Origin of the sequence: Massilia luteola (assembly GCF_034420155.1) — a bacterium.
In the GTDB taxonomy this organism is placed as follows: domain Bacteria; phylum Pseudomonadota; class Gammaproteobacteria; order Burkholderiales; family Burkholderiaceae_D; genus Telluria; species Telluria luteola.
Window position 1 is genome coordinate 1 of sequence record NZ_JAXOFN010000004.1, and the last position, 25,639, is coordinate 25,639.

Sequence of the window (25,639 nt, forward strand, 5' to 3'; positions counted from 1 at the left end):
TACCCGCCGGAAATCCGCAAGGTGATATACACCACGAACGCTATTGAATCGATTAACATGAGCCTGCGAAAAGTGACCAAGGCCCGCAGTTCCTTTCCAACCGACGAAGCTGTCAGCAAGCTGTTTTATCTCGCCCTGAACAACATCAGCAAGAAGTGGACGATGCCGATACGGGACTGGAAAGCTGCGCTAAACCGCTTCGCCATCCAGTTTGAAGACCGCGTGCCGCAGACTTAAACAAAGACTCGTTTACACAGAATCTGGTACACCCCCTTGTCCAACGGAATGCTCGCCGACCTATGGCTCAGTGGTGGCAGCCAAAATTTGCCTTTTCGGTAACGTAGACGTGTTGTTAATCGGAACTTGTCTAGTACTACCCTGCAGATTTTTTCTTAGCGTTGAGAAGCCGCAGTCGGTTGCGAATCGCCTCTTTCTCCGCAGGTGTAGGTACCGTATCGTCGGAGTCTTCCCATCCATGAAGGATCTTCGAGCCGACATTTTCGGCCTTAGAAGGCGGCGTACTGCGCACAGGACTGACCTCTGGCAAACGTCGTGGCGTAGCAGCTCTTCGCTTGGCTGGGGTGGCCTCCCTACCCTGCTTCTCAACCAGTTTGCGTTCAGCCATCCAAACTTGTATTTCGGACGACAGCCACCCGACTGCGCGAACACCGAGCGCCGTCTTCATTGGGAACGAGCCAGCTGCCATCATGTTGTAAATCGTGGCTCTTGAGAGGCCAGTGAGCGCGGTTACCTGCTTGATACGGAGGTACATGTCGCTTGTCATGTTTTCTCCACCCCTATTGCACTGTTTGCTCGAACCTCGTCAATGTAATCCGCCCAGCTCTGCATCATGGCGCGTCGATCCTCAATGAACTCTGCATGATTGTATGCTCTGCGCACCTCGTTCCGCTCCACATGAGAAAGCTGCCGTTCGATAAGTTCACCGCGGAAGCCCAGTTCATTTAGGATCGTGCTCGCGGTCGCGCGCATGCCGTGTGGGGTTAGCATGCCGTCATAGTTCATACGCTTGAGCATCATGTTCAGTGTACTCGGACTCATGGGCTTCTCTAAACTCGAATTGCTTGGAAAAAGGTACACCGATCCCGAACAAAGCGGCTGTAACTCTTGAAGTATCTTAATTACCTGTTTACTCAGAGGGACGTGATGTCCTGCATGACGACGCCCTTTTTCTTCGGTCGGCATCTTCATTCGCTCAGGCGGAACTGTCCAGATTTCAGCGTCAATGTCGAACTCGACCCATTTTGCATGGATGAGCTCCTTCTTTCGGACGAACGTCAGTAGAAGCAAGAGGGCAGCGAACTTTGTTGTAAGGTAACCAGGATATGCGTCAAGCGCTGCAAGAAAAGGCCCGAGTTCAGACGCCTTCAGCCAAGCACGATGCTGCTTAGCAGGCATCTCTCCATCGGTCCACCCCGCTAGTCCTCGCGCGATGTTGACACTGACCTTTAGCTTACGTTTTCCGTAGTCAAAGACCTGCGCTGCAGTTTGACGGACCCGATCTGCGGTCTTCGGGCCAGAGCGTTCTCGTGTTTTCTCCAGCACTGCCAGCATTGTCTCTCCAGTGATATCAGCGAGAGGCAATCGGCCGATGAACGGAGAAAGGTCGCGACGTAGATAAAGGCCGTGTGTATCCCTCCACACTGCCGAGCGCCGCTTTTCCTTCCCGCCAAACCATGCTTTAGCAACGTCATCGAAGGTGTTGCTCAAAGCGATACTACGTTCCAGTTTTTGAATCTTTTTTTGTTGGGCTGGGTCCGTACCGCTCGCCAGAGCAGTGCGAGCCTCCAAATGCTTCCTGCGCGCTATCGCCAGCGTAACGTCTGGGTATCGGCCGAACGTTAGGGTAACCCTCTTGCCGTTCACTCGGTAGTCATAACGCCAAGACTTCAGCCCAGTTGGCGTAACGTAGAGGTACAGCCCGCGTTCGTCAGAAAATTTTTGAGGTTTTTCGGTTACGCGGATCGCTTTTATAGCCTGCTCTGTCAGCTTGACGGTATTTTTTGGGCTTGGCATGTTCATACCGCCAATGATACCGTCATACTTTCAATGGATCAACATGTCCAACAACGTCCAACATTAATACAACCCATTGATTAATCTAATTATTTTACATCTTTAGACGCTGACAGCATCCGCTCGACGTAGCGCGCGATGAGGTCGATTTCCAAGTTGACCCGGGCCCCGGCGCGCAGATGCTTCAGCGTCGTGACGGCGATCGTGTGCGGGATCAGGTTGATCGAGAAACGGCAGCACGGCGTGCCCGCCCCATCGAGGTCCTCGACGCTGTTGACGGTCAGCGACACGCCGTTCACGACGACGGAACCTTTATAGGCCAGGTATTTGCCCAGGTCGCGGGGCGCGTCGACGACGAGTTTCCACGACTCGCCCACCTGCTCGAAGCTGTGCACCTCGCCGAGGCCGTCGACGTGGCCCGAGACGAGGTGGCCGCCCAGGCGCTCGGCCAGGGTCAGCGCCTTTTCCAGGTTCACTTCGCCCGGCTGGTCGAGGCCGACGGTGCGGTTCAGGCTCTCGCGCGAGACGTCGACGGCGAACGCGGCCTCGGTCTTGGCGACGACCGTCATGCAGGCGCCGTTGATGGCGATCGAGTCGCCCAGCGCGACGTCCGCCAGCGGCAGGCCGCCCGCATCGATGTCCAGGCGCACGCCTGCATCCGCGCCGTCGGCGAGCGGTGTGACCGATTTGATGCTGCCGACGGCAGCGACGATTCCGGTGAACATAAGTCTCTTCCTTTGCGTTTACTTTGTGCTTTGACTGTATCGGGTCGGGCCGCCGCGACCGGCGGCTGCGGTCTCATCCGTGGCGATTCGGATCTTCATCCGGGCGGAAGCGCGCGAGGATGCGCAGGTCCGGCCCGACCTGGGCCACGCCGCGGAAATGCAGCGGCAGCTTGTCGGCCAGGTGCGCCAGCGGCGCCAGCGCGAACATCCCCTGTCCCGGACCGACGAGGCTGGGCGCCAGGTAGACGAGCAACTCGTCCACGCATCCTTCGCGCACGAGCGAGGCGTTCAGCTTGGAACCGGCTTCGACATGCAGCTCGTTGATCTCGCGCCGCCCCAGTTCGCGCATCAGCGCCGGCAGGTCGACCTTGCCGGAAGCGTTCGGCAGCATGATGATCTCGTGTCCCAGCGCCTGCAGCGCCGCCTCCTTTTCGGGGTGCGGCTCGGCGGCCACGATCCAGCACGACGCGCCCTGCAGGATGCACGCGTCCATGCCGATGTCGAGGCGGCTGTCGACGATCACGCGGCGCGGCTGCAGTGGCGTGTCGATGCCGCGCACGGTCAGTTGCGGGTTGTCGACCTTGATCGTGCCGATGCCGGTCAGGATCGCGCTCGCGCGCGCGCGCCACGCATGACCGTCCGCGCGCGCCTCGTTGCTCGTGATCCACTGGCTTTCGCCATTTTCCAGTGCCGTGACGCCGTCCAGGCTGGCCGCCGTCTTGAGGCGCACCCACGGACGGCCATGGCGCATGCGCGTGAAGAAGCCGATGTTCAATTCGTACGCCTGCCCGGCCAGCAGGCCCGCGCCGACTTCGATCCCGGCCGCCTCCAGCTGCGCCATGCCGCGCCCGGCCACGAGCGGGTTCGGATCGACCATGGCCGCGACGACCCGGCCAAGCCCCGCCTGGATCAGCGCGTTCGAGCACGGCGGCGTGCGGCCGTAGTGGCTGCACGGCTCCAGCGTCACGTAGGCGGTGGCGCCACGCACGTCGTTGCCGCGCGCCTGGGCATCGCGCAAGGCCTGGATCTCGGCGTGGTCCTGGCCCGCGAGCTGCGTGTGGCCGGCGCCGATGACGACGCCGTCGCGCACGATCACGCAGCCGATGCGCGGGTTGGGCGCGGTGATGTACATGCCCTTCGCGGCCCATTCCAGGGCCAGCGCCATGCCGTCGGTATCGCTCTGTATCTGCACTCTTGTTTCCGGTCTCGCTACGTTGTCTTGCCACCCGTCCAGGCCTGCGCGGCGTCAGGACGGTGCCGGGGCGCCGTCGCAACCCGCGTCGCGCGCCGGGTCGCAGACGCGCGCCCGGCCCAGCATATTGATTTTAATACGGCGGATGTGCCCGCCGTGAAACAGCGACACCGTTCCCCAGCGCGCCGCAGCGCTGTTGCCGTCGGCGCAACTGCGCCCCGCGCCATTGTAGGCGATATAGTACGGCGGTGCTAAATTCGTGAAGGCGAAGTCGATGGCGATGCCTGCGGCCAACGGCCCGTGCTCCGCGATCAGCTCGTCCGCGCCCGGCTGGCCGTCGCCGGCGCGGTCGTCGATGACGCGCCAGCCCTGGCGCCAGTCGGCACCGCGCGGATCGACGGGCACCAGCCTGACCTGCCGGCCGCGCGCGAGCGCCTGGGCCCGCGCGAGGTCGATCGCCGCGAACAAATCGCCGGCAGCCGCCTTCAGTTGCTGGGACCGAACCAGGTCGCGCAGGTCGGGCGCGGCGATCGCCATCGAGATGGCGGCAACCGTCAGCACGATGCACAGCTCGGGCAGCGACACGCCGGACGCCCGCCGCGCCGGCCGGCGCACAGCCGTCACGGCCAGCATCGCGCGCCCGTGCCTTGCGCGCCCTGGCGCCCGCTGCTGTCCAGCGTCAGCACACCGCAGTCGGGATCGCGAAAGCGGGCATCCACCCGGGCCGTGCCGGGACGGGCGCGGACCTCGACGCACGCGGCGATGTCCCGGTCCGGGCAGGCGCGCGCATCCAGTTCGTACGCGCTGGCGGACGCGTTGGCGCCCGACCACCACGTGAAGCCGTCCGTGCCGGGCTCGTCGGCAGAGAACTCGACGTAGGCATTGTGCTGGACGTGGTAACGCTCCTGTCGCTGCATGGTCTCGATCAGCGCCACCTGCCCCTCGGTGCGCCGGGTGCGCACGATGTAGCCGGCGTACGTCGGATACGCGAGCGTGCCGAGGATGCCGACGATGGCCACGACGATCATCAGTTCGACCAGGGTGAAGCCGCCGCCGTCACGGTCGGGCATGGGCATGCAGCTCGGCCCAGTTCGCGATGTCGCGCCAGCCGATCCGGCCGGCGGGGAGTTGCCGCCCTGGCGGCCGGGTTGGGGAATGGTTGCCATTGCCGTGATCGTCTCCGTTGCCGTCTCCGTTGCCATCTCCGTTGCCATCTCCGTTAGCGCCGTCGTCACCGCCTGTGTGGCCGTGGCCGTGCCCATCGCCATCATCCGGTGGGGCCGACGCCGGCGGCGGCAACCGGTACAGCGACTGCAGCACGACCCGCGTCGATGCCCGCGTGCCGAAGCCGATCGCCGTGATGCGGTAAAAGCTGCCCTGCTGCGCCGTGGCACCGGGCGGCGCGATCCGCTCGATGACGTAGGCCGGCAGCCGTGCCGGCAGCATGCCGCGGCCGACCGCGAGCACAGCCCCCGTGAAGTGGCCGTACGGCACGAGCGCCGGATTGTCCCCGGCCGCCAGGTCGAGCGTTTGCCAGGCGGGCGGCGCCCTGGCCAGGCACAGGCCGAGATCGTCCGCGCCGCGCCCGCAGCCGTCGACGAAGGCGGCGGCGCCTGCCGGCCCGAAATGGGCGGCGCGGTCCGGCGGCGCATCGGCCGTGCCGGCGATATCGTGCTCGGCATCGCGCAGGGCCGCCTCGGCCGCGGCCTGCGCCAGGTCGCGGTCGCGTTCGTTGTGCGCCGCGGCCAGGAGGACGAAGGCGCCGCGCGCGACGGCCACGCCGATCACCATCGTCGCGAGCATCAGCATCAGCGCGCAGACAAGGGCCAGCCCGCGTGGCGTGGGCGACGGCGTCATGACCGCGGCGCGGGCAATGCGACCGTGACATTGCATGGGCGACGGCGTCGCGACCGCGGCGCGGACAACGCGACCGTGACGTTGCATGGGTGACGGCGTCGCGACCGCGGCGCGGACAACGCGACCGTGACGTTGCGTGTGCGCCGGCTTCATGACGGCGGCGCCGGCAATGCGACCGTGAACATGAACAGCCGCCGCTCGCGCCGCCGCAGGTCGGGTGTCATGCCGGCCTCGTCCAGCGAACTGCCCAGGTCGTCGCCGCCGGCGGCATCCGCATAGCCCGCGCCGAGCAGGTCATGGCGCGCGCTGCCGGGCTCCACGCGCGTGGGCCGGCTCCCGTGCAGCAGCAGGCCGACGCGTACGGCGACGATCCGTTTCCAGTGGGTCCGGCGGTTGAACTCCGCCGCGCCCAGCCCGGCATCGAGCGCACCGACCGCGGCCGCGTTCACGTAGCGGTTGGCGACGCCATCGGGCGGGTCGTCCGTGTCGATGCCGTACAGGACCTGGAAGCCGTCCACGCCGGTCACCAGCGCGTCCGCGCTCCAGTCGGCGGCGCCGCGATATTTGCAGCGCAGTTCGGCCTCGCCTTCGCTGTTGCGGGCCACATAGAAAATGCTCCAGCCCTCCTCGCCCGCGGCGGCGGGGAAGCCGGCGCAGTCGACGGCGCTGCCGTCGTCCGCGCCGGGAAAACGGACGGCCAGCACGTCGCTGCCGTTGACGGCGGCCGCGAGCGGATCGGCGATGCCCGGCGTCGTGCGGGACAGCGTGCGCGCGTCCAGCCCGGCCAGGCGCGCCGACGCCGCGTCCGCAGCAAGAAGTGGACGATGCCGATACGGGACTGGAAAGCTGCGCTAAACCGCTTCGCCATCCAGTTTGAAGACCGCGTGCCGCAGACTTAAACAAAGACTCGTTTACACAGAATCTGGTACACCCCCTTGTCCAACGGAATGCTCGCCGACCTATGGCTCAGTGGTGGCAGCCAAAATTTGCCTTTTCGGTAACGTAGACGTGTTGTTAATCGGAACTTGTCTAGTACTACCCTGCAGATTTTTTCTTAGCGTTGAGAAGCCGCAGTCGGTTGCGAATCGCCTCTTTCTCCGCAGGTGTAGGTACCGTATCGTCGGAGTCTTCCCATCCATGAAGGATCTTCGAGCCGACATTTTCGGCCTTAGAAGGCGGCGTACTGCGCACAGGACTGACCTCTGGCAAACGTCGTGGCGTAGCAGCTCTTCGCTTGGCTGGGGTGGCCTCCCTACCCTGCTTCTCAACCAGTTTGCGTTCAGCCATCCAAACTTGTATTTCGGACGACAGCCACCCGACTGCGCGAACACCGAGCGCCGTCTTCATTGGGAACGAGCCAGCTGCCATCATGTTGTAAATCGTGGCTCTTGAGAGGCCAGTGAGCGCGGTTACCTGCTTGATACGGAGGTACATGTCGCTTGTCATGTTTTCTCCACCCCTATTGCACTGTTTGCTCGAACCTCGTCAATGTAATCCGCCCAGCTCTGCATCATGGCGCGTCGATCCTCAATGAACTCTGCATGATTGTATGCTCTGCGCACCTCGTTCCGCTCCACATGAGAAAGCTGCCGTTCGATAAGTTCACCGCGGAAGCCCAGTTCATTTAGGATCGTGCTCGCGGTCGCGCGCATGCCGTGTGGGGTTAGCATGCCGTCATAGTTCATACGCTTGAGCATCATGTTCAGTGTACTCGGACTCATGGGCTTCTCTAAACTCGAATTGCTTGGAAAAAGGTACACCGATCCCGAACAAAGCGGCTGTAACTCTTGAAGTATCTTAATTACCTGTTTACTCAGAGGGACGTGATGTCCTGCATGACGACGCCCTTTTTCTTCGGTCGGCATCTTCATTCGCTCAGGCGGAACTGTCCAGATTTCAGCGTCAATGTCGAACTCGACCCATTTTGCATGGATGAGCTCCTTCTTTCGGACGAACGTCAGTAGAAGCAAGAGGGCAGCGAACTTTGTTGTAAGGTAACCAGGATATGCGTCAAGCGCTGCAAGAAAAGGCCCGAGTTCAGACGCCTTCAGCCAAGCACGATGCTGCTTAGCAGGCATCTCTCCATCGGTCCACCCCGCTAGTCCTCGCGCGATGTTGACACTGACCTTTAGCTTACGTTTTCCGTAGTCAAAGACCTGCGCTGCAGTTTGACGGACCCGATCTGCGGTCTTCGGGCCAGAGCGTTCTCGTGTTTTCTCCAGCACTGCCAGCATTGTCTCTCCAGTGATATCAGCGAGAGGCAATCGGCCGATGAACGGAGAAAGGTCGCGACGTAGATAAAGGCCGTGTGTATCCCTCCACACTGCCGAGCGCCGCTTTTCCTTCCCGCCAAACCATGCTTTAGCAACGTCATCGAAGGTGTTGCTCAAAGCGATACTACGTTCCAGTTTTTGAATCTTTTTTTGTTGGGCTGGGTCCGTACCGCTCGCCAGAGCAGTGCGAGCCTCCAAATGCTTCCTGCGCGCTATCGCCAGCGTAACGTCTGGGTATCGGCCGAACGTTAGGGTAACCCTCTTGCCGTTCACTCGGTAGTCATAACGCCAAGACTTCAGCCCAGTTGGCGTAACGTAGAGGTACAGCCCGCGTTCGTCAGAAAATTTTTGAGGTTTTTCGGTTACGCGGATCGCTTTTATAGCCTGCTCTGTCAGCTTGACGGTATTTTTTGGGCTTGGCATGTTCATACCGCCAATGATACCGTCATACTTTCAATGGATCAACATGTCCAACAACGTCCAACATTAATACAACCCATTGATTAATCTAATTATTTTACATCTTTAGACGCTGACAGCATCCGCTCGACGTAGCGCGCGATGAGGTCGATTTCCAAGTTGACCCGGGCCCCGGCGCGCAGATGCTTCAGCGTCGTGACGGCGATCGTGTGCGGGATCAGGTTGATCGAGAAACGGCAGCACGGCGTGCCCGCCCCATCGAGGTCCTCGACGCTGTTGACGGTCAGCGACACGCCGTTCACGACGACGGAACCTTTATAGGCCAGGTATTTGCCCAGGTCGCGGGGCGCGTCGACGACGAGTTTCCACGACTCGCCCACCTGCTCGAAGCTGTGCACCTCGCCGAGGCCGTCGACGTGGCCCGAGACGAGGTGGCCGCCCAGGCGCTCGGCCAGGGTCAGCGCCTTTTCCAGGTTCACTTCGCCCGGCTGGTCGAGGCCGACGGTGCGGTTCAGGCTCTCGCGCGAGACGTCGACGGCGAACGCGGCCTCGGTCTTGGCGACGACCGTCATGCAGGCGCCGTTGATGGCGATCGAGTCGCCCAGCGCGACGTCCGCCAGCGGCAGGCCGCCCGCATCGATGTCCAGGCGCACGCCTGCATCCGCGCCGTCGGCGAGCGGTGTGACCGATTTGATGCTGCCGACGGCAGCGACGATTCCGGTGAACATAAGTCTCTTCCTTTGCGTTTACTTTGTGCTTTGACTGTATCGGGTCGGGCCGCCGCGACCGGCGGCTGCGGTCTCATCCGTGGCGATTCGGATCTTCATCCGGGCGGAAGCGCGCGAGGATGCGCAGGTCCGGCCCGACCTGGGCCACGCCGCGGAAATGCAGCGGCAGCTTGTCGGCCAGGTGCGCCAGCGGCGCCAGCGCGAACATCCCCTGTCCCGGACCGACGAGGCTGGGCGCCAGGTAGACGAGCAACTCGTCCACGCATCCTTCGCGCACGAGCGAGGCGTTCAGCTTGGAACCGGCTTCGACATGCAGCTCGTTGATCTCGCGCCGCCCCAGTTCGCGCATCAGCGCCGGCAGGTCGACCTTGCCGGAAGCGTTCGGCAGCATGATGATCTCGTGTCCCAGCGCCTGCAGCGCCGCCTCCTTTTCGGGGTGCGGCTCGGCGGCCACGATCCAGCACGACGCGCCCTGCAGGATGCACGCGTCCATGCCGATGTCGAGGCGGCTGTCGACGATCACGCGGCGCGGCTGCAGTGGCGTGTCGATGCCGCGCACGGTCAGTTGCGGGTTGTCGACCTTGATCGTGCCGATGCCGGTCAGGATCGCGCTCGCGCGCGCGCGCCACGCATGACCGTCCGCGCGCGCCTCGTTGCTCGTGATCCACTGGCTTTCGCCATTTTCCAGTGCCGTGACGCCGTCCAGGCTGGCCGCCGTCTTGAGGCGCACCCACGGACGGCCATGGCGCATGCGCGTGAAGAAGCCGATGTTCAATTCGTACGCCTGCCCGGCCAGCAGGCCCGCGCCGACTTCGATCCCGGCCGCCTCCAGCTGCGCCATGCCGCGCCCGGCCACGAGCGGGTTCGGATCGACCATGGCCGCGACGACCCGGCCAAGCCCCGCCTGGATCAGCGCGTTCGAGCACGGCGGCGTGCGGCCGTAGTGGCTGCACGGCTCCAGCGTCACGTAGGCGGTGGCGCCACGCACGTCGTTGCCGCGCGCCTGGGCATCGCGCAAGGCCTGGATCTCGGCGTGGTCCTGGCCCGCGAGCTGCGTGTGGCCGGCGCCGATGACGACGCCGTCGCGCACGATCACGCAGCCGATGCGCGGGTTGGGCGCGGTGATGTACATGCCCTTCGCGGCCCATTCCAGGGCCAGCGCCATGCCGTCGGTATCGCTCTGTATCTGCACTCTTGTTTCCGGTCTCGCTACGTTGTCTTGCCACCCGTCCAGGCCTGCGCGGCGTCAGGACGGTGCCGGGGCGCCGTCGCAACCCGCGTCGCGCGCCGGGTCGCAGACGCGCGCCCGGCCCAGCATATTGATTTTAATACGGCGGATGTGCCCGCCGTGAAACAGCGACACCGTTCCCCAGCGCGCCGCAGCGCTGTTGCCGTCGGCGCAACTGCGCCCCGCGCCATTGTAGGCGATATAGTACGGCGGTGCTAAATTCGTGAAGGCGAAGTCGATGGCGATGCCTGCGGCCAACGGCCCGTGCTCCGCGATCAGCTCGTCCGCGCCCGGCTGGCCGTCGCCGGCGCGGTCGTCGATGACGCGCCAGCCCTGGCGCCAGTCGGCACCGCGCGGATCGACGGGCACCAGCCTGACCTGCCGGCCGCGCGCGAGCGCCTGGGCCCGCGCGAGGTCGATCGCCGCGAACAAATCGCCGGCAGCCGCCTTCAGTTGCTGGGACCGAACCAGGTCGCGCAGGTCGGGCGCGGCGATCGCCATCGAGATGGCGGCAACCGTCAGCACGATGCACAGCTCGGGCAGCGACACGCCGGACGCCCGCCGCGCCGGCCGGCGCACAGCCGTCACGGCCAGCATCGCGCGCCCGTGCCTTGCGCGCCCTGGCGCCCGCTGCTGTCCAGCGTCAGCACACCGCAGTCGGGATCGCGAAAGCGGGCATCCACCCGGGCCGTGCCGGGACGGGCGCGGACCTCGACGCACGCGGCGATGTCCCGGTCCGGGCAGGCGCGCGCATCCAGTTCGTACGCGCTGGCGGACGCGTTGGCGCCCGACCACCACGTGAAGCCGTCCGTGCCGGGCTCGTCGGCAGAGAACTCGACGTAGGCATTGTGCTGGACGTGGTAACGCTCCTGTCGCTGCATGGTCTCGATCAGCGCCACCTGCCCCTCGGTGCGCCGGGTGCGCACGATGTAGCCGGCGTACGTCGGATACGCGAGCGTGCCGAGGATGCCGACGATGGCCACGACGATCATCAGTTCGACCAGGGTGAAGCCGCCGCCGTCACGGTCGGGCATGGGCATGCAGCTCGGCCCAGTTCGCGATGTCGCGCCAGCCGATCCGGCCGGCGGGGAGTTGCCGCCCTGGCGGCCGGGTTGGGGAATGGTTGCCATTGCCGTGATCGTCTCCGTTGCCGTCTCCGTTGCCATCTCCGTTGCCATCTCCGTTAGCGCCGTCGTCACCGCCTGTGTGGCCGTGGCCGTGCCCATCGCCATCATCCGGTGGGGCCGACGCCGGCGGCGGCAACCGGTACAGCGACTGCAGCACGACCCGCGTCGATGCCCGCGTGCCGAAGCCGATCGCCGTGATGCGGTAAAAGCTGCCCTGCTGCGCCGTGGCACCGGGCGGCGCGATCCGCTCGATGACGTAGGCCGGCAGCCGTGCCGGCAGCATGCCGCGGCCGACCGCGAGCACAGCCCCCGTGAAGTGGCCGTACGGCACGAGCGCCGGATTGTCCCCGGCCGCCAGGTCGAGCGTTTGCCAGGCGGGCGGCGCCCTGGCCAGGCACAGGCCGAGATCGTCCGCGCCGCGCCCGCAGCCGTCGACGAAGGCGGCGGCGCCTGCCGGCCCGAAATGGGCGGCGCGGTCCGGCGGCGCATCGGCCGTGCCGGCGATATCGTGCTCGGCATCGCGCAGGGCCGCCTCGGCCGCGGCCTGCGCCAGGTCGCGGTCGCGTTCGTTGTGCGCCGCGGCCAGGAGGACGAAGGCGCCGCGCGCGACGGCCACGCCGATCACCATCGTCGCGAGCATCAGCATCAGCGCGCAGACAAGGGCCAGCCCGCGTGGCGTGGGCGACGGCGTCATGACCGCGGCGCGGGCAATGCGACCGTGACATTGCATGGGCGACGGCGTCGCGACCGCGGCGCGGACAACGCGACCGTGACGTTGCATGGGTGACGGCGTCGCGACCGCGGCGCGGACAACGCGACCGTGACGTTGCGTGTGCGCCGGCTTCATGACGGCGGCGCCGGCAATGCGACCGTGAACATGAACAGCCGCCGCTCGCGCCGCCGCAGGTCGGGTGTCATGCCGGCCTCGTCCAGCGAACTGCCCAGGTCGTCGCCGCCGGCGGCATCCGCATAGCCCGCGCCGAGCAGGTCATGGCGCGCGCTGCCGGGCTCCACGCGCGTGGGCCGGCTCCCGTGCAGCAGCAGGCCGACGCGTACGGCGACGATCCGTTTCCAGTGGGTCCGGCGGTTGAACTCCGCCGCGCCCAGCCCGGCATCGAGCGCACCGACCGCGGCCGCGTTCACGTAGCGGTTGGCGACGCCATCGGGCGGGTCGTCCGTGTCGATGCCGTACAGGACCTGGAAGCCGTCCACGCCGGTCACCAGCGCGTCCGCGCTCCAGTCGGCGGCGCCGCGATATTTGCAGCGCAGTTCGGCCTCGCCTTCGCTGTTGCGGGCCACATAGAAAATGCTCCAGCCCTCCTCGCCCGCGGCGGCGGGGAAGCCGGCGCAGTCGACGGCGCTGCCGTCGTCCGCGCCGGGAAAACGGACGGCCAGCACGTCGCTGCCGTTGACGGCGGCCGCGAGCGGATCGGCGATGCCCGGCGTCGTGCGGGACAGCGTGCGCGCGTCCAGCCCGGCCAGGCGCGCCGACGCCGCGTCCGCCGCGGGATCGGCGAGCGTCGCGACGTCGAACGCGCCCGCCTGGCGCACGGCGCGGCCGATGAGGTCGATGGCGAACCGCCCGCCATCCTCGACGCCGGCCGATTCGACCTGCGCCGCGTAGGCGCCGTTCGCCAACACGAGCAGGCGTCCGGCCGCAAGCACGACACCGAGGCCGATGGCCAGCGCCACCATCAACTCGGCCAGCGTCATGCCGCCGTGACGGACGAGGCGTCTCACGGGGCGTCTCACGGCGCCGCTCCCGCCAGCGGCAACATCAGCTTGGGCGCGCCCGTCGCCGCGTCGCCCTGCGCGCGCCAGCCGAGCTTGACGACGAGCGGCGCCCCGGCGTCATCGTCACACGACCAGGCCGGCAACCCGGCCGCGCCAAGCGGTCCGGCATCGCGACACACGCGGATACGGCCGCCGGGGAAGCCGGCCGCCACGGCGGCGGACACCTCGAACAGGTCGAAGCGCGCCAGGTCGTCGGCATCGCATGCGGTGTCCGCATAGCACTGCGTCGACGGTGCCGGCGCGCCGCCCGCGGCGTCGTAATCGAGCTGGAGATAGGGATCGTCGGCGTCGGGCAGCGCCAGCGCGTGGGGATTCGCGCGCATGCGCTCCGCGAGCGACCGGGCCAGCCGGGCAGCGTCGGCCAGGTGCTCGGCGTCGCGTCCGGAGCGGACCGCCAGCATCTGCAGTGCGGCCGCGCCGGCAATGCCGAGCGCCACCACGAACAGGGCGACGAGCACTTCGACGAGCGTGAACCCGGCATGTGCGCGCAATGACGAACCCGACAGCATCGACGGCCTCCAGCTTCTTCGTTTTCGAAACTGAAAAGGTAACAGTCGAGCCCGGGCAAGCCGTGTGGTGGCTCAACCGTGCGGATGCAACTAAAAACGGGGAAAAAGGACGCGCTTGTTTGCGCGATTATTTGCGCGGCTGGCCGACTTCGGCAATCGCTTCCTGGAACTCGGCCAGGTCTTCGAAGTTCTTGTAGACGGACGCGAAGCGGATGTAGGCGATCTTGTCGAGGCGCTTGAGTTCCTGCATCACCAGTTCGCCGACATGGCCGGTATCGACTTCGCGCCGCCCGCTGGTGAGGAGTTTTTCTTCGATCGACGCGACGGCGCGGTCGATCGCCTCGGCCGCCACGGGGCGCTTGCGCAGCGCCAGCATGAGGCTGCCGCGCAGCTTGGAGGATTCGAATTCGGTGCGGCTGCCGTTCTTCTTGACGATGAACGGCATCGACAGCTCGATGCGTTCGTAAGTCGTGAAGCGCTTGTCGCATTGGGCGCAGCGGCGCCGGCGCCGGATGGCGTCGCCTTCCTCGGATACGCGGGTATCGAGGACCTGGGTGTCGTCATGCTGACAGAACGGACATTTCATGGGCCGGCTACTGCTCGAAATACTGCTGGACATCCCGGCACGCCGCGCGGGCGTACCGGGACCGTTTTACTTACGCTTCGTAGACCGGGTATTTGTCGGTCAGTTGCTTGACTTCCGCCTTGACGCGGTCGATGGTCGCGGCGTCATGCGGGTTGTCCAGCACGTCGGCGATCAGGTTGCCGACCTTGACGGCGTCCTCTTCCTTGAAGCCGCGCGTCGTGAACGCCGGGCTGCCCAGGCGGATGCCCGACGTCACGAACGGCTTCTGCGGGTCGTTCGGGATGCCGTTCTTGTTGCAGGTCATGTGCGCCTGGCCCAGGATGGCTTCCGCTTCCTTGCCGGTCAGGCCCTTCGAACGCAGGTCGACCAGCATCACGTGCGACTCGGTACGGCCCGACACGATGCGCAGGCCGCGCGCGGTCAGCGTATCGGCCAGTGCCTTGGCGTTCTTGACGACCTGCTGCTGGTAGGCCTTGAATTCAGGCGTCAGCGCTTCCTTGAAGGCGACCGCCTTGCCTGCGATCACATGCATCAGCGGGCCGCCCTGGATGCCCGGGAAGATGGCCGAGTTGATGGCCTTCTCGTGCTCGGCCTTCATCAGGATGATGCCGCCGCGCGGGCCGCGCAGCGATTTGTGCGTCGTCGACGTGACGAAGTCGGCGTGCGGCACCGGGTTCGGGTATTCGCCGGCGGCGATCAGGCCGGCGTAGTGGGCCATGTCGACCATGAAGTAGGCGCCGACTTCCTTGGCGATGCGGGCGAAGCGCTCGAAGTCGATGCGCAGGGCGAACGCGGACGCGCCGGCGATGATCAGTTTCGGCTTGTGCTCGCGCGCCAGGCGCTCCATCTGCTCGTAGTCGATGTCTTCCTGCTCGGTCAGGCCGTAGGAGATCACGTTGAACCACTTGCCCGACATGTTCAGCGCCATGCCGTGGGTCAGGTGGCCGCCTTCGGCCAGCGACATGCCCATGATCGTGTCGCCCGGCTTGAGCATCGCGAAGAACACGCCCTGGTTTGCCTGCGAGCCCGAATTCGGCTGGACGTTCGCGGCTTCGGCGCCGAACAGCTGCTTGACGCGGTCGATCGCCAGTTGCTCGGCGACGTCGACGTATTCGCAGCCGCCGTAGTAGCGCTTGCCCGGATAGCCTTCGGCGTACTTGTTGGTCAGCTGCGAGCCCTGGGCCTGCATCACGGCCGGCGACGTGTAGTTTTCGGATGCGATCAGCTCGATGTGGTCCTGCTGGCGCTTGTTTTCCTTCTGAATCGCATCCCACAGATCCGGGTCAACCTTGGCGAGCGTATGATCTTTTGCAAACATGAAAAAACTCCAATCGATAAGAGAACCAGGCAACGGTCGGCGCTAAATGGGGCGGGAGCCGGAGAACGCAAGGCAGCCGCGATACAGACGCGTACCAGTCGGTGGCTGCCCAGGCGAACGGCAAGTGAAATAAATCTCACGTTCCCCGGTGGGTGCCCACCTTCGCCACGCACCGGCAGTCCGATCGCTCCTGATCGGACGGCAGCGCACGGTTTTCGCCAGTTACGTGAGATGTATGTAAATGGAACTCCCGATTGTACGGGATTGTGCGGCTGGTAAGCAAGGAAACCGATGGCGCCCTGGCAACTCTGGGATGGCCGCTGCCCTGTATGGTCATTTCAGCTACAATCCTGCAGTTACCACCCTGCCAGGCAACCATCATGATCGTTTTCATCACCGGCGCATCGGCCGGATTCGGCGCCGCCATGGCGCGCACTTTCGTCAAGAACGGCCACCAGGTGGTGCTGGCGGCGCGCCGCAAGGAGCGCCTCGATGCCCTGGCGAGGGAGCTGGGCGAATCGGCGCTGCCGATCGCGATGGACGTGACCGACAAGGCGTCGATCGAAGAAGCGCTGTCGATGCTGCCGCAGTCCTGGCGCCAGATCGACGTGCTGATCAACAATGCCGGCCTGGCGCTGAACACGAAGCCTGCGCACGAAGTGCCGCTGGAAGACTGGGAAACGATGATCGCCACGAACATCAAGGGCCTCGTCACGATGACGCACGCCCTGCTGCCGGCGATGGTCGAGCGCGGCAGCGGCCTCGTCATCAACATCGGCTCCGTTGCCGGGCGCACGCCTTATCCTGGCGGGAACGTGTACGGTGCCACCAAGGCGTTCGTCGAGCAGTTCACGCTGAACCTGCGCGCCGACCTCGTCGGCACCGGCGTGCGCGCCACCAACCTGGCGCCGGGCCTGTGCGGCGGGACGGAATTCTCGAACGTGCGCCTGAAAGACGACGCGGCCGCCGCGAAAGTCTACGAAGGCACGCAGCCGCTGACCGCCGAGGACATCGCTGCGACCGCCTACTGGGTCGCCTCCCTGCCGCCGCACGTCAACATCAACCAGATCGAAATGATGCCGACCTGCCAGGGCTACGGTCCGCTCACCATCAAGCGTAACCAGGACTGAAAACCGGGCCGGAAACGGGGGTAGGGGGAACCGGGTCAGAGCCCTTTTTTGGGCAATTGCCCAAAAAAGGGCTCTGACCCCGAATTGACCCGGTTTGTCGACTTTACATCGCGGCAATCGGCCGGCCGGCGAACGAATTGTTTTCTCTTTGTAACAGCGGCGCCATCCGTAGTGGAAAAGTGTTACAGTTGCCGGCTTGGCATGAGCCATTGGTATCTCATACCCTGTTTCGACGGCTCAGCCACCGGACCGTCGGCCGCGTATGCCCGTGTATATGTATCCTGGCGCACGTATGGCGGGTAAAAATGGCGTAAAATGTTTCCCATTTTCATTTATGGCAGCTGAAATGCCTTCAGTTTTCACCTGGACGGTTCGGGTCTATTACGAAGATACGGACGCCGGCGGCATCGTGTTCTACGCCAATTACCTGAAGTTCTACGAACGTGCGCGCACCGAATGGCTGCGTTCGCTCGGCATCGATCAGCAAACCTTGCGCGACCGGGAAGGCGCGATCTTCGTCGTGCGCAGCGCCAGCGTCGATTATCTCGCGTCCGCGCGCCTGGACGATGAAGTGAAGCTGACCTTGAGCGTGGAAAAGCTCGGCCGCGCCTCCGTGCAATTCGCCCAGCATGCCTGGCGCGGCGATACATTACTCTCCAGCGCCGACGTGAAAGTCGGTTGCGTGGACGCCTCAACGCTACGCCCCCGTTCCCTTCCCGCCCCCGCCGCTGCTAAAATGCGTGCCGCCTGACAATTCATTTGACCAAACATATACCCAATGAACGCAGTCCAAGACCTCTCATTCATTGAACTGATCCGCCACGCCCACGTGGTGGTGCAGTTGCTCATGGCACTGCTGTTCGCGGTTTCCCTTACCAGCTGGACGTATATCTTCCGCAAACTGTTCGCGATCCGCGCCGCGCGCCGCCAGACGGAGCAGTTCGAGCGCAGCTTCTGGGCCGGCGGCAACCTGCACACGCTGCACCAGAGCGCCAGCAGCCAGCGCGACCAGAGCGGTCCGCTGGCCCGCATCTTCGAAGCGGGCATGGGCGAATTCATCAAGGGCAAGCAGGCATCGCGCGATGCGCTCGACATGGGCGCCGTGCTGGATGGCGCCCGCCGCGCGATGCGCGCCGCCTTCCACCGCGAGCTGGACCAGATGGACACGCACCTGAACTTCCTGGCCTCCGTCGGCTCCGTCTCGCCGTACATCGGCCTGCTGGGCACCGTGTGGGGCATCATGAACGCGTTCCGCGGCCTGGCGAACGTGCAACAGGCGACGCTGGCCACGGTCGCGCCGGGCATCGCGGAAGCGCTGATCGCCACCGCCATCGGCCTGTTCGCGGCCATTCCGGCCGTCGTGGCGTACAACCGCTTCACCCACGACATCGACCGCCTCGCGATCCGCTTCGAAAGCTTCGTCGAGGAATTTTCGAACATCCTGCAGCGTCAGTCGCGCTGATCGCCGCAAGAGGAGTCGACATGGCCTTCAACAGCAGCCTGCGGGGCAACCGGCGCAAGCTCAAGTCCGAGATCAACGTCGTGCCGTACATCGACGTGATGCTGGTGCTGCTCATCATCTTCATGGCGGTGCCGCCGACGCAGAACCCGAGCGAGATCAAGCTGCCCAGCGCCGAGCGTTCCACCCAGCCGCCGGACGACTATATCCAGATCGCGGTCAAGGACAAGGGCCAGCTGCAGATCGGCATCACCGGCAAGAATCCGCAACCGCTGGAAGACGTGTCGAGCCGCTCGACGCTCGTCACGCGCCTGCGCGACATCCACGCCGAGCATCCGGATTATCCGGTCTTGATCGCCGGCGACCGCGACAGCAAATACGACGACGTGATCCAGCTGATTTCCGAAGCCAAGAAGATGGGCATCACCCGCGTCGGACTGGCCACGAAGTGAAGAAGAACTGATGTCAGCGACGAAGCAGAACAGCATCGGCAACGGCAACGGCAACGGCGCGCCTTATCACGTGCCGCCTGAACCGAACCGCTGGCCGGCCATCGGCCTGGCGGTGGGCGTGCACGCCCTGTTGCTGGCCTTCCTGTGGATCGGCATCCACTGGCAGAACAACGCGCCCGTCGCCGTCGAGGCGGAGATCTGGGACGTGACGACGCAGACGGCAGCCCCGCCGCCCACGCCTCCCGCACCGGAGCCGGAACCGGAAACACCGCCGCCCCAGCCCACGCCGAAAGCCGTGGAGCCGCCGCCCGCCGTCGAACAGCCGCAGCCGAAGCAGCCGGACATCGCCCTCGAACGCGAGAAGAAGCGCAAGGAAGAATTGAAACGCAAGCAGCTCGAAGACGAGCGCCAGGAGCGCGAACTCGCGGAGCAAAAGCGCGCGGACGAAAAGAAAGCGAAGGCGCTGGCCGAGAAGAAGGAACGCGAGCAGGCCGAGAAGAAAGCACAGGCCGACGCTGAAAAGAAAGAAGCCGAGAAGAAGAAAAAAGACGAAGCGGAAAAGAAAAAGAAAGAGGAAGCCGACAAGAAGAAAAAGGCCGCCGCGGAACAGAAGAAACTGGATGCCGCCCGTGCCGACGAGATGCGCCGCATCACGGGCGCGGCCGGCACGCCGACCAGTACCGGCACGGCCGAGAAATCGACGGCACCGCGCAGCGACAAGGGCTATTCCGCGGCCATCACGGCCAAGGTGAAGGGCAACACGTCGTACGCCGGCAGCCTGGAAGAACCGGGCAATCCGACGGCGACGTTCCGCGTCGAACAGCTGCCGACCGGCGAGATCATTTCGGTCAGGAAGATCAAGAGCAGTGGCGTGCCTTCATTCGACGACGCGGTCGAAAAAGGCATCACCAAATCGTCCCCACTGCCAAAGAAGAAAGATGGTACGGTAGAGCGTTCCCTCGTGATCGAGTTCCATATGAAGGACCTGCAGTGATCGCGTTCCTTAACCATTGCTGAGAGAAACATGAAGAAACTACATACCCTGCTATTTTCGGCCTCCCTCCTGATGGGCGTGGCCGCACATGCCCAGCTGAAAGTCGAAATCGCCGGTGTGGGCAGCAACCAGATCCCGGTCGCAGTCGCGGCGTTCGCCGATGAGTCGGTGGCGCCCCAACAAGTCTCCGCGATCGTCCGCGCCGACCTCGAGCGCAGCGGCGTGTTCAGGGTCATCGACGCGCACCAGCCCATTTCCGATACCGCCAACATCGACCTGGCCGCGTTCAAGGCCAGCGGTGCCGACGCGCTCGTCGTGGGCTCGGTGCAGCGTCTCGCGGACGGCCGCTTCCAGGTGCGCTATAAGCTGCTCGACACCGTCAAGCAGGCGCAGTTGTCGCAACTGTCGGATGCCGTCACCGCGCGCAATACGCGCCTGGAGGCGCACCGCATCGCCGACGACGTCTACGAAAAGCTGACCGGCGTGCGCGGCATCTTCTCGACCCGCATCACCTACGTCAAGCAGGACCCGGCCGCGCACGACTACAAGCTCGTCGTGGCCGACGCGGACGGCGAAGGCGAACAGGTCGCCGCCCACGGCCGCGAGCCGATCATCTCGCCGTCGTGGTCGCCGGACGGCACCAAGGTCGCCTACGTGTCGTTCGAACTGCGCAAGCCGGTGATCTACGTGCAGAACCTGGTGACGGGCCAGCGCACCGTCATCGCCAACGAAAAGGGCAATAATTCGGCGCCGGCCTGGTCGCCGGACGGCACGAAGCTGGCTCTCGCCCTGTCGAAGACCGGCAATACGCAGGTCTGGGTCGTGAACGCCGACGGCAGCGGCCTGCGCCGCGTGTCGAACAGCAACGGCATCGATACCGAGCCGCGCTTCGCGGCCGACGGCCAGACCATTTATTTCACCAGCGACCGCAGCGGCGGTCCGCAAATCTACAAAATGAGCGTGAACGGCGGGCAGGCGACCCGCGTCACGTTCAATGGCAACTACAATATCAGCCCTCGTTTATCCCCGGACGGCAAGACGCTGGCGTGGATTTCGCAACGCGATGGGGGTTTTTCTCTGTATGCGATGGACCTGGCCTCCGGCCAGGAACAGCGCTTGGCCGATGGGGCCACCGAACCGAGTTTTTCGCCGAACGGCAAATACATCATGTATGCGACCAGGGGTGGCGGCCGTACCGCGCTTGCCGTGGTGTCGGTCGACGGGCGCGTCAAGCAACGCTTGACCACCCAAGCGGGAAACATTCGGGAGCCCAGCTGGGGCCCGTTTATGAAGTAAAATTTTTTGACCAGGAGAAAAACCATGCGTAATGCAAAAAGTGTAGCGTTCATCGTTGCTGCCGCGGCCCTGCTGTCGGCATGCTCGTCGACCAAGCTGCAGGAAGCCCCGAAAGTTGAAGAAAAGCCGGTCGCCCAGGCAGCCCCGCCGGCTGCCGACACCCGTGAAATCCGTCCGGTCGAGACCGGCAATGTCGATCCGCTGAACGACCCGAAAGGCGTTCTGGCGAACCGCAGCGTATACTTCGACTTCGACAGCTACGTCGTCCGCGACGACGGCAAGCCGGTCGTCGAAAACCACTCGGCTTACCTGACCAAGAACAAGCAGCGTAAAGTCCTGATCCAAGGCAACACCGACGAACGCGGCGGCACCGAGTACAACCTGGCCCTGGGCCAGAAGCGTGCCGAAGCCGTGCGCAAGTCGATGGCTGCCCTGGGCGTGTCGGACAGCCAGATGGAAGCTGTTTCGCTGGGCAAGGAAAAGCCGAAAGCAACCGGCCACGACGAAGCTGCCTGGGCTGAAAACCGCCGCGCCGACATCGTCTATCAATAAGCGGGACGCTGTCGCGGCTGTCTAGTACAGTACATTGACAGCGGGGCGGGATGCGGTGCAGACTGCATCCCGCCCCGTTTCCATTTGGATTCCCGAGTTTTCACCGGTTTAGAAAGAGTCAAAGATGATCAAACTGTCCAAGTCCCGCCTCGCGGCCGTCGCCCTCGCCCTGACTGCCTGGCTGCCCCTGCAGGCGAACGCCGGCCTGCTCGACGACGACGAAGCGCGCCGGGCGATCCTGGACCTGCGGGCCAAGGTCGACGCGCTGACACACGACCTCAATGCCCGCGTCGACACCAAGGCCGACAAATCGATCAGCGTCGACATGCTGAACCAGCACGAGCAGACGATGCAGGAAATCTCGCGCCTGCGCGGCCAGGTCGAAGTCCTCGCCAACGAACTCGCCACCGCCCAGAAGAACCAGAAAGACCTGTACGCCGACCTCGACGCGCGCGTCAAGAAACTCGAGCCGCACCAGGAAACCATCGACGGCCAGACCGCCGAAGTGCTGCCGACCGAAAAGAAATCCTACGACGCCGCGATGGACCTGTTCAAGTCGGGCGACTACAAGGCCGCCGCCGGCGCCCTGCAGGAATTCGTCCGCCGCTTCCCGGACTCGGCCTACGCCGCCAACGCCCAGTACTGGCTCGGCAACGCGTATTACGCCCAGCGCGACTACAAGAACGCGATCGCCGCCCAGGAAGCCGTCGTCGCCAACTACGGCACGAGCGCCAAGGCCCCGGACGCCATGCTCAACATCGCGTCCAGCTACACCGAACTCAAGGACAAGAAGAACGCCAAGAAGGCCTTGCAGCAGCTCGTGTCGAAGTTCCCGGACTCCGCGGCCGCGCAGGCGGCCAAGGACAGGCTGGCAGCGCTGCGATAGGTCGTTTGACACGACCGCGGTTCGCGCCTATAATCTTGCTTCTTTCGGGTCGTTAGCTCAGTTGGTAGAGCAGCGGACTTTTAATCCGTTGGTCGCAGGTTCGAGCCCCGCACGGCCTACCAGAATTGGCAGTAGCAAATCAAGGCGTTACGAGTGATCGTAACGCCTTTTTTTGTGTCCACGGCGGTCCGCTCTTTTACCTACCGCGCCGTACTTGTGACGCGCAGCAATCTGCCCACAACGGCCGTGTTCCGCGCCCTATGTGCCGGCGCCATGTGCGCGTACCGCCGCACCATCGCGGCCGACTTCCAGCCGCCCATCTCCTGCGGCTCGTACGCGGCATGCCGTTCTGGATCAGCCAGGCGGACCAGCGAACGGATATCCTCACCGCCCTTTGCCGCAACGGCCGCGATCCAGGCCGTACGACGCTTGCGATCGCCCCGCTCCCAACGACGATTGATCACGTTACCTTGTCGAAGCCCTGTCGCGATCGCAAACCGCGTGATGTCTCGCCGATGCGCCGGCGACGCCATCAGCAATGAGCGCGGATGCCATCCTGAGCAACGGCGTGCCGTCGCAGGGGGCCTGTCTCTGGATGTGCCGCGTTCCTGGCGTCAGCCCTTCGTACCACAGAATTTTTGCGGCCCATGGTCAATGCTTTCTCTTCGACCCGGATCTGTATTGTCCAGATTCCGACAGCGCGGCTGGCATCGCACAAAATTTGTTATCCGGCGCATCAACCTTACCGCTTCTTCTCCGAAATAAGTCTGTTGATAGTTCGCAACTTTGTTTTTTGTCAGAAGGAAATAATGGCGCTTCTTCCGCTGCGAGGCGGCTCGAAGGAAACAACATGCAAAGTTTCATGCCAGGCTTGTTCGACCATGTGAATGACGATGACGACGGGCCACAAGGTCAATTCCATGCGCGCCCCAAAAAGGCCGACAAGTGGCACGACAGCATCACCCGCAACCTGGAAGCACGCCTCAACACGCGCTCTGACCTTCGTCCCCATGCACTGGGTGAACACCTCGAAGCCAGCGGCTCCATCGCGAATTACGGCCCGATCGATTTCGCCGGCGCGCGCATGACGGGCGACACGAACCAGCAACGGATCCGCACCGCGGTCCGGCTGACGATCGTGCGGCACGAACCAAGGCTGCACAGGGTCACTGGGACGTTGCAGCGCAATTCGGTTCAGCGCGCACGCAGCGCTCTTTAGGCACAACCGTCATGGACGAACTATTTGCGCAGTACGAACGCGAGCTCAGCACCATGCGGCAGCTTTGCCGCGAGTATGCCGAGCGCTATCCGCAGGTCGCCGCAAAACTCCAGCTCGGCGGCGAAGCCTGCGACGATCCACATGTCGAACGCCTGATCCAATCCGTCGCTCTGCTGTGCGCCCGTGTATCAAAACGCCTGGACGACTCGTATCCACAATTTACGGAGGCCCTGCTCAACCTCCTGATTCCGCACTGTCTTCGGCCGTTTCCCTCCTGCGCGATCGTGCGCTTTCTCCCGGCCACCCGAAGCGCTGGCAGCGGCACCGAAACCGTCCCGCGTGGAACCTTACTGGAGTCGGCACCGATCCGCGGCGTGAACTGCAAATTCCAGACCGCATACGATGTCACGCCGTCACCGGCTGTCATTGCCGCAGCCTGGTTCGATGCGGTCATCCGCGCGCCGTCTTCGACCAGATTGCCGTCGGGCGTGGCGGCGTCGATCAGCATCGAGTTCGAATCCGCGGTCCCCCTCCTTGCAAACACGTCGCCTTTGCGGGTCTATCTCGACGGCGACGCCTCGTTCTGCGCAACGCTGCGCGACGCGCTGTTCATACGGACGGCGTCGGCTTACGTGCAGGCAGGCGCGGACGGAACGTGGATGCCTCTCGCTGCAATACCGATCGCACCGGTCGGCTTCGCCGACGATGATGCCTTGATCCCGGTCGACGCTCGCTCGCACCGTGCCTACCGCATTCTTGCTGAGTACTTCACCTTTCCGGCGAAGTTCAACTTCTTCGACATCGACCTGGCCACGCTATGTGCACGGTTACCCGCGGATTGCACGCGCTTCACAATGCATCTGGGGCTGGCGGGGATACCACCAGGCTTGGACCAGGCAAGGACCCTCGCCGGGCTATCGGCGCAAAGCCTGATCCCTGGCTGTACTCCGGTCGTCAATCTGTTCAAGCAACCGGGTGTTCCGATCGGCTACCGCCAGCAAACGGCCGAATATTCTGTGCTGGCGCATCCCACGCATGCGGCGGCGTACGAAGTCTATTCGGTCGAGCGGGTCCATATGGTGCGGAAGCGGAGCAAGCAAATCGCGCCGGTCGAATTCCTCCCGTTCTACGCACTCCGGCACGGCGAGAGCGATGCACGCAAAGGGCATTATTGGATACTGCGTCATGACGACACGCTGACAGCGACCAGCCCGGGCCATGAAAAAGTTATCTCGCTCGTCGATGTCGACGGTGCACCGCTCGCGCTCGAGAGAATGACGCTGTCGATCGACCTCACCTGCACGAACCGCGACCTGCCTTGCCTGTTGAAATCCAGCTCGGCCCGCGGCGACCTGTCCATCCCAGGCGCCGCCAAGGGCGCAGCGATCCATTTTCTTCGCAGGCCGACGCGTCCCCATCGCCTCTCAAATGACCAGGGTGCGCACTGGCGACTCATCTCGCACCTGACGCGCAACCATCGCTCGCTCGCGACAGAAGGCGCGGACGGCCTGCGCGACATGCTGGCCTTGTACGACTTCACGGGATCGGCGGTATCGCAGCGGCAGATCGCCGGCATCGTCGGGCTGGAGCATGCCGAGACCACCGCATGGTTAAGGCACAAACGCGGGCCGTCGCTGGCGCACGGGACCGAAGTGCGCCTGACGATCGACGAAGAGGCCTTCGTTGGCACCGGCCTGTACTTGTTCGTACAGATCATGGACCAGTTTTTTGCGCTGTACGCACAGATGAGCAGCTTTATCGAGCTGGTGATCCTGTCACGGCAATCCGGAGAGGAACTGTTCCGATGCAAACCGAGAAGCGGCTGCATGCCGCTGTCATGACCGAGCGCCTGCTCGCGGC

Annotated in this window: 30 protein-coding genes, 1 tRNA gene and 1 riboswitch; of the genes, 12 read left to right on the forward strand and 19 right to left on the reverse strand. The window is 64.3% G+C overall.

Annotated features, from left to right (window positions below; translation table 11 throughout):
• The coding region (locus tag U9J41_RS06720) for a transposase (protein WP_322401109.1) at positions 1-237 on the forward strand (237 nt) is incomplete at its 5' end.
• A 136-nt stretch (positions 238-373) separates the two neighbouring features.
• On the opposite strand, the gene U9J41_RS06725 is transcribed toward U9J41_RS06720, so the two are convergent.
• The 19 genes from U9J41_RS06725 to glyA form a co-directional block, all read right to left on the reverse strand.
• Positions 374-784, reverse strand: a complete 411-nt coding sequence (locus tag U9J41_RS06725; protein WP_322401111.1) for a helix-turn-helix transcriptional regulator — start codon at positions 782-784, stop codon at positions 374-376.
• Complete coding sequence (locus U9J41_RS06730) at positions 781-2,040, reverse strand: tyrosine-type recombinase/integrase (RefSeq protein ID WP_322401113.1); 1,260 nt, start codon at positions 2,038-2,040, stop codon at positions 781-783. Before U9J41_RS06730 ends, U9J41_RS06725 begins: the two co-directional genes overlap by 4 nt.
• A gap of 83 nt (positions 2,041-2,123) precedes the next feature.
• On the reverse strand, positions 2,124-2,759 hold the full coding sequence (locus U9J41_RS06735; RefSeq protein WP_322401115.1) for a riboflavin synthase: 636 nt from the start codon (positions 2,757-2,759) through the stop codon (positions 2,124-2,126).
• 73 nt (positions 2,760-2,832) lie between these two features.
• Complete coding sequence (gene ribD / locus U9J41_RS06740) at positions 2,833-3,951, reverse strand: bifunctional diaminohydroxyphosphoribosylaminopyrimidine deaminase/5-amino-6-(5-phosphoribosylamino)uracil reductase RibD (RefSeq protein ID WP_322401117.1); 1,119 nt, start codon at positions 3,949-3,951, stop codon at positions 2,833-2,835.
• Between the two features lie 54 nt (positions 3,952-4,005).
• A complete protein-coding gene (locus U9J41_RS06745) occupies positions 4,006-4,584 on the reverse strand; it encodes a GspH/FimT family pseudopilin (RefSeq protein ID WP_322401119.1) in 579 nt (192 codons plus the stop codon).
• On the reverse strand, positions 4,572-5,021 hold the full coding sequence (locus tag U9J41_RS06750; RefSeq protein WP_322401121.1) for a type IV pilin protein: 450 nt from the start codon (positions 5,019-5,021) through the stop codon (positions 4,572-4,574). The genes U9J41_RS06745 and U9J41_RS06750 overlap by 13 nt, the downstream gene beginning before the upstream one ends.
• A complete protein-coding gene (locus tag U9J41_RS06755; protein ID WP_322401123.1) occupies positions 5,008-5,844 on the reverse strand; it encodes a pilus assembly PilX family protein in 837 nt (278 codons plus the stop codon). Before U9J41_RS06755 ends, U9J41_RS06750 begins: the two co-directional genes overlap by 14 nt.
• Before the next feature lie 113 nt (positions 5,845-5,957).
• Positions 5,958-6,512 (reverse strand): PilW family protein, encoded by a 555-nt coding sequence (locus tag U9J41_RS06760; RefSeq protein WP_322401125.1) that lies wholly within the window; start codon positions 6,510-6,512, stop codon positions 5,958-5,960.
• A gap of 331 nt (positions 6,513-6,843) precedes the next feature.
• A complete protein-coding gene (locus U9J41_RS06765; RefSeq protein WP_322401111.1) occupies positions 6,844-7,254 on the reverse strand; it encodes a helix-turn-helix transcriptional regulator in 411 nt (136 codons plus the stop codon).
• Positions 7,251-8,510: a tyrosine-type recombinase/integrase gene (locus U9J41_RS06770; RefSeq protein WP_322401113.1), complete on the reverse strand. Its 1,260-nt coding sequence runs from the start codon at positions 8,508-8,510 to the stop codon at positions 7,251-7,253. The genes U9J41_RS06765 and U9J41_RS06770 overlap by 4 nt, the downstream gene beginning before the upstream one ends.
• 83 nt (positions 8,511-8,593) lie before the next feature.
• Positions 8,594-9,229 carry a riboflavin synthase gene (locus tag U9J41_RS06775; protein WP_322401115.1) on the reverse strand — a complete coding sequence of 212 codons (636 nt, stop codon included), beginning with the start codon at positions 9,227-9,229 and terminating at the stop codon, positions 8,594-8,596.
• A 73-nt stretch (positions 9,230-9,302) separates the two neighbouring features.
• On the reverse strand, positions 9,303-10,421 hold the full coding sequence (ribD, locus tag U9J41_RS06780) for a bifunctional diaminohydroxyphosphoribosylaminopyrimidine deaminase/5-amino-6-(5-phosphoribosylamino)uracil reductase RibD (RefSeq protein ID WP_322401117.1): 1,119 nt from the start codon (positions 10,419-10,421) through the stop codon (positions 9,303-9,305).
• Between the two features lie 54 nt (positions 10,422-10,475).
• Entirely contained in the window at positions 10,476-11,054 is a 579-nt protein-coding gene (locus tag U9J41_RS06785) for a GspH/FimT family pseudopilin (RefSeq protein ID WP_322401119.1), read from the reverse strand.
• Positions 11,042-11,491, reverse strand: a complete 450-nt coding sequence (locus tag U9J41_RS06790) for a type IV pilin protein (protein ID WP_322401121.1) — start codon at positions 11,489-11,491, stop codon at positions 11,042-11,044. Before U9J41_RS06790 ends, U9J41_RS06785 begins: the two co-directional genes overlap by 13 nt.
• Positions 11,478-12,314 carry a pilus assembly PilX family protein gene (locus U9J41_RS06795; RefSeq protein WP_322401123.1) on the reverse strand — a complete coding sequence of 279 codons (837 nt, stop codon included), beginning with the start codon at positions 12,312-12,314 and terminating at the stop codon, positions 11,478-11,480. The genes U9J41_RS06790 and U9J41_RS06795 overlap by 14 nt, the downstream gene beginning before the upstream one ends.
• Before the next feature lie 113 nt (positions 12,315-12,427).
• On the reverse strand, positions 12,428-13,324 hold the full coding sequence (locus tag U9J41_RS06800) for a PilW family protein (protein ID WP_322401127.1): 897 nt from the start codon (positions 13,322-13,324) through the stop codon (positions 12,428-12,430).
• Between the two features lie 8 nt (positions 13,325-13,332).
• The gene (gene pilV / locus U9J41_RS06805; protein ID WP_322401129.1) at positions 13,333-13,887 is read right to left on the reverse strand and encodes a type IV pilus modification protein PilV; all 555 of its coding nucleotides are present in this window, start codon (positions 13,885-13,887) and stop codon (positions 13,333-13,335) included.
• Between the two features lie 127 nt (positions 13,888-14,014).
• Positions 14,015-14,473, reverse strand: coding sequence for a transcriptional regulator NrdR (nrdR, locus tag U9J41_RS06810; RefSeq protein WP_322401131.1), 459 nt, complete (start codon positions 14,471-14,473; stop codon positions 14,015-14,017).
• Positions 14,474-14,543: 70 nt separating this feature from the next.
• A complete protein-coding gene (gene glyA, locus U9J41_RS06815; protein ID WP_056447533.1) occupies positions 14,544-15,791 on the reverse strand; it encodes a serine hydroxymethyltransferase in 1,248 nt (415 codons plus the stop codon).
• Positions 15,792-15,891: 100 nt separating this feature from the next.
• A riboswitch (ZMP/ZTP riboswitch) is annotated at positions 15,892-16,027 on the reverse strand.
• Positions 16,028-16,171: 144 nt separating this feature from the next.
• On the opposite strand from glyA, the gene U9J41_RS06820 reads away from it, so the two are divergent.
• From U9J41_RS06820 to tssF, 11 genes are all read left to right on the forward strand, one after another.
• Positions 16,172-16,921, forward strand: a complete 750-nt coding sequence (locus tag U9J41_RS06820; RefSeq protein ID WP_322401133.1) for an SDR family NAD(P)-dependent oxidoreductase — start codon at positions 16,172-16,174, stop codon at positions 16,919-16,921.
• A gap of 346 nt (positions 16,922-17,267) precedes the next feature.
• A complete protein-coding gene (gene ybgC, locus U9J41_RS06825; protein WP_322401618.1) occupies positions 17,268-17,672 on the forward strand; it encodes a tol-pal system-associated acyl-CoA thioesterase in 405 nt (134 codons plus the stop codon).
• A 27-nt stretch (positions 17,673-17,699) separates the two neighbouring features.
• Positions 17,700-18,383: a protein TolQ gene (gene tolQ / locus U9J41_RS06830; protein WP_056447527.1), complete on the forward strand. Its 684-nt coding sequence runs from the start codon at positions 17,700-17,702 to the stop codon at positions 18,381-18,383.
• A 20-nt stretch (positions 18,384-18,403) separates the two neighbouring features.
• Positions 18,404-18,832, forward strand: coding sequence for a biopolymer transporter ExbD (locus tag U9J41_RS06835; RefSeq protein WP_056447525.1), 429 nt, complete (start codon positions 18,404-18,406; stop codon positions 18,830-18,832).
• A 10-nt stretch (positions 18,833-18,842) separates the two neighbouring features.
• The gene (gene tolA / locus U9J41_RS06840; RefSeq protein ID WP_322401135.1) at positions 18,843-19,826 is read left to right on the forward strand and encodes a cell envelope integrity protein TolA; all 984 of its coding nucleotides are present in this window, start codon (positions 18,843-18,845) and stop codon (positions 19,824-19,826) included.
• A gap of 30 nt (positions 19,827-19,856) precedes the next feature.
• Complete coding sequence (tolB, locus tag U9J41_RS06845; RefSeq protein WP_322401137.1) at positions 19,857-21,122, forward strand: Tol-Pal system beta propeller repeat protein TolB; 1,266 nt, start codon at positions 19,857-19,859, stop codon at positions 21,120-21,122.
• Between the two features lie 24 nt (positions 21,123-21,146).
• On the forward strand, positions 21,147-21,674 hold the full coding sequence (pal, locus tag U9J41_RS06850) for a peptidoglycan-associated lipoprotein Pal (protein WP_322401140.1): 528 nt from the start codon (positions 21,147-21,149) through the stop codon (positions 21,672-21,674).
• Between the two features lie 124 nt (positions 21,675-21,798).
• Positions 21,799-22,560 carry a tol-pal system protein YbgF gene (gene ybgF, locus U9J41_RS06855; protein WP_322401142.1) on the forward strand — a complete coding sequence of 254 codons (762 nt, stop codon included), beginning with the start codon at positions 21,799-21,801 and terminating at the stop codon, positions 22,558-22,560.
• Between the two features lie 46 nt (positions 22,561-22,606).
• Positions 22,607-22,682, forward strand: a tRNA-Lys gene (locus U9J41_RS06860).
• Between the two features lie 416 nt (positions 22,683-23,098).
• Positions 23,099-23,779: a type VI secretion system baseplate subunit TssE gene (gene tssE, locus U9J41_RS06865; RefSeq protein ID WP_322401145.1), complete on the forward strand. Its 681-nt coding sequence runs from the start codon at positions 23,099-23,101 to the stop codon at positions 23,777-23,779.
• An 11-nt stretch (positions 23,780-23,790) separates the two neighbouring features.
• Positions 23,791-25,620 carry a type VI secretion system baseplate subunit TssF gene (gene tssF / locus U9J41_RS06870; protein WP_322401148.1) on the forward strand — a complete coding sequence of 610 codons (1,830 nt, stop codon included), beginning with the start codon at positions 23,791-23,793 and terminating at the stop codon, positions 25,618-25,620.
• The last annotated feature ends 19 nt before the right edge of the window (positions 25,621-25,639 follow it).